This window comes from Bradyrhizobium sp. LTSP849 (genome assembly GCF_000938255.1).
Lineage (GTDB): Bacteria > Pseudomonadota > Alphaproteobacteria > Rhizobiales > Xanthobacteraceae > Bradyrhizobium.
In genome coordinates, this window is the sequence record NZ_JYMR01000042.1 from 1 (window position 1) to 2,818 (window position 2,818).

Sequence of the window (2,818 nt, forward strand, 5' to 3'; positions counted from 1 at the left end):
GCGACATGGCGCGCGCGGTCGGATAATCGAAGGCGAGCGTGGTCGGCAGCTTGGCGCCGACCCGTCCCGACAGGCGGTTGCGCAGCTCGACCGCCATCAGCGAGTCCAGCCCGAGATCCTTCAGCGGCTGGTCCGCAGGCACCGAGGCGGCCCCGGGCAGCGCCAGCACCGCCGCAATCTCCTCCTGTGCCAGCTCCACCAGTGCGGCCAGCCGCTCGCCTTCGCTGGCCAGCGCCGCCAGCCGCGACCGCAGACTGTTGGTGTCGCCGCTCGATGCGGTTGAGGCCCGCCGCAAGCCGCTGCGCACCAGGCCGCGATACAGCGCCGGCACGTCGTCACTGAGCTGGCGCTGCATCGCGCCGACATCCAGATGGATCGGGACCAGCATGGCCTCGGGCTGCGCCTGTGCCGCATCCAGCAGCGCGAGGCCCAGCTCCAGCGACAGCGCCTGCACGCCTTGACGCCGCATCCGCATCAGCTCGGCCCGGCCCAGATGCGCCGTCATGCCGACGCCGCGCTGCTCCCACAGCCCCCACAGCAGGCTCTGCCCGGCCAGTCCACGATGTCGCCGCTCCGCCGCAAGCGCATCCAAAAACACGTTCGCCGCCGCGTAGTTCGCCTGGCCCGGACTGCCAAGCGCTGCCACCGACGAGAACAGCACGAACGCGGCAAGATCCTTGTCCGCCGTCAGCTCATGCAGGTGCCAGGCGCCATCGAGTTTGGGCCGCAGCACACGCTCCAGCCGCTCGACGTTGAGCGCCGGCACGATGCCGTCGTCCAGCAAAGCTGCCAGATGGAACACGCCCGTCAACGGACGTTCCGGCGAGATGGTGCTGAGGACCGCGCCAACCGCATCACGATCTCCGACGTCGCAACTCACCAGCTCAACCGTCTGTGCACCCAGTGTTTGCAGCTCCGCCACCAGTTCAGATGCGCCAGGCGCGGCCATGCCGCGACGCGACGTCAGCAAGAGATGACGCACACCATGCTCAGTCACAAGGTGCCGCGCGACCTCGCGGCCGAGCTCGCCCGCACCGCCCGTGATCAGCACCGTGCCGCCGGCTTCAAGACGCCGCGGCAATTGCACCACCTGCTTGCCGACATGGCGCCCCTGCGCCATCTGCCGCAGCGCTGCCGGCATCTGCCTGATGTCGTAGGCAACATAGGGCAACGGCTCCAGCACACCGGCCGCGAACAGGCCCATGATCTGCGTCAGCAGCGCCGGCATCCGATCCGTCGGCAGCACGAACGCATGGTAGCTCACGCCACGGTATTTTGCGGCGATCGCAGCACCGTCACGCCCATCAGCGATCCCCATCTCCAGGAAGCGGCCGCCCCGCGGCAAAAGCCGCAGCGAGGCATCGACGAACTCGCCTGTCAGCGCATTGAGGACGACATCGACGCCCTCGCCTTTGGTCGCCGACCGGAACTGGGTCTCGAAGCTTAGATCGCGCGAGTTGGCGACATGCCGTCCGTCCAGTCCCATCCGTTCCAGCACCGGCCATTTACCCGGGCTCGCCGTGCCATAGACCTCCGCGCCAAAATGCCGGCACAGCTGCACCGCTGCCATGCCGACGCCACCGGCTGCCGCATGCACCAGAACCCGATCCCCGGACCTGATATGCCCGAGCTCCTGCAGCGCATACAGCGCCGTCAGATAGGCCAGCGGGATCGTCGCCGCCGCCTCGAACGACATCCCCGCAGGGATTCTTGCAAGCTGTTCGGCCACTGTGACCGCGCGTGTGCCAAAACAGCCGCGCCCACAGCCAAATACGCGATCGCCAACCGCAACCGACGTCACGTCCGCGCCGACCGCCTCCACCACGCCGGCAAACTCGAACCCGATGCCGGGCGAGGCAATCTGCCCCAGCGTGATCAGCACGTCGCGGAAGTTCATGCCGGCCGCGCGTACGCAGACCCGGACATCACCGGATGCCAGCGGCTCCGACAGCTCGCCTGCGGCCACCAGGCTCACGCCGTCGAGCCGGCCGGGGTCGGTGACCACAACGCGGTAATCCGGCGCGGCCACTGGTGCCTGAAGTGTGCCCGCACCCGCGCCAGTGCGCGCCAGCCTGGGTGCCAGCACCGCACCATGGCGCAGCGCAAGCTCCGGCTCCGACGTCGTCGACGTCAGCTTCGCCAGTAGCGATGCATCTGCAAGCACGACATCGACGTCCACGAGCTGCAGCCGGCGATCGGGATGCTCCGCCCGTGCGCTGCGCACCAGGCCCCACAGCGGCGCACGCGTCAGTCCGCTTGCGCCCTCATCCGGACCCGTCGCCACCGCGCCACGCGTCAGCCACGCGACCGGCGTCTCGTTCAGACGCGCTTCGCCAAAAATCCCCTGCAGCTCGGCAAGGCCACGCTCCGCCGTCGCATGCGTCGCCGCAAGCACGGGGCCTGCTGGTTCAGCCGGATCAGACAGATGGTCGAACACGAGCTGCGACGGGATCGCACTGCCTGCATCCAGCCGCGCAACGACAGCCGCAACGCTCTCGGCGTGATCGAGCCCCAGAGCCGCCGCCAACGCGCCGTCGCCGCCCACAATCAGTGGCGGCGCATCAGACACAGGTTTGTCTTGCCCGGCCTCGTTCAATCCGACCGCACGCCACTCCAGACGATAAAGATGCTGCGCCTCGCTGCGCGAGGCCTCACGGATCTGCGCTTCGCTCGCCTGCTTCAGCCGCAAGCCCCCGACATGCGCGACCACACGGCCATGCCCATCCGCAAGCTGCAGATGCGCCAGCGCCTCGCCCTCGCCGCTGCGCTCCACCGAGGCACGGATCCGCAGCTCACGCGCGCCTTGAGCGGCCAGCGA

The 2,818-nt window shown here is 68.9% G+C and carries 1 protein-coding gene; it reads right to left on the reverse strand.

The window, feature by feature from the left end:
* Positions 1-2,818 (reverse strand): SDR family NAD(P)-dependent oxidoreductase (locus tag UB31_RS24305; RefSeq protein ID WP_045012719.1); only part of this gene is annotated, 2,818 nt, incomplete at both ends.